Source organism: Pseudoroseomonas cervicalis ATCC 49957 (assembly GCF_000164635.1).
Classification (GTDB): Bacteria; Pseudomonadota; Alphaproteobacteria; order Acetobacterales; family Acetobacteraceae; genus Pseudoroseomonas; species Pseudoroseomonas cervicalis.
This window is the reverse complement of the sequence record NZ_GG771145.1, coordinates 1-756: the sequence shown is the minus strand read 5'-3', so window position 1 is coordinate 756 and position 756 is coordinate 1. Positions and strand designations below refer to the sequence as shown.

The following is a 756-nucleotide window of genomic DNA, read 5'->3' as shown; positions in this document are numbered from 1 at the left end:
CCGCGCCCGGCCAGGGCCGGGGCGATGCGGCCCACCGTGCCGTCGCCGCCGGCGATGATGGCCAGCTCCATGGGCTGGCGCAGCCCGTCGCGCAGCGCCTCGCCCCTGGCCTCGCAGAGGCGCAGATCGAGGCCCGCGGCGCGGAGCGGACCGGCCAGCTGCGCGGCGGAATGGGATTCGTCCCCGGCCCCGGGATTGTGGAAGAGCGTGGCTCGCATGCGCCAGCAACAGACGAGGCCCGGCTCGGGTTCCAAGGCGGCCCTGCGGCAGGTGGCAAATGCCCGTTGTAATGCGAATGATTATTAATATCATAATAGCAGCCGCAGGAGACGCGCCATGGACCACGCCGCCGCCGATGAACCGACGCAAAGCGCCGCCCTGCCGCCGCTGGAGGCCGCGCTGCTCTGGAGCATGCGGGCCTGGGCGATCGGCCTCAGCCGCGGGCTGCGCACCGAGGCGGAGATCGCCGCGCTCTATGGCGAGCTGGGCGTGCCCGGCGCCGCCTTCGCGCTCGACCGCTTCATGCTGGCGCTGAACCGCGGCGCGCAGCGCATGATCGACGTCAACTGCGTCTGCCACCCCGGCCTCAGCCCGGACGAGCTGGACCTGGTGGATGTGCTGGCGCTGCAGCAGGAGGGCCGGGCGGAGGATGCGCTGGCCGTGCTGCGCCGCCTGGCCGCCCCGCGCGAGGCGGCGCGGGCCGCGCAGGCGGCGGCGGAGCTGGTGCGCATGCTCAACCGCGAGGGGCACCGGCTG

General features: G+C 73.9%; 2 protein-coding genes. One reads left to right on the top strand and one right to left on the bottom strand.

The annotated features are described in order from the left end of the window. On the bottom strand, positions 1-218 hold a 218-nt coding region (locus tag HMPREF0731_RS22245), incomplete at its 3' end, for a diacylglycerol kinase family protein (RefSeq protein ID WP_040614488.1). 118 nt (positions 219-336) lie between these two features. Between HMPREF0731_RS22245 and HMPREF0731_RS22240 the strand changes: the two genes are divergently transcribed. Continuing rightward, on the top strand, positions 337-756 hold a 420-nt coding region (locus tag HMPREF0731_RS22240; RefSeq protein WP_040614487.1), incomplete at its 3' end, for a hypothetical protein.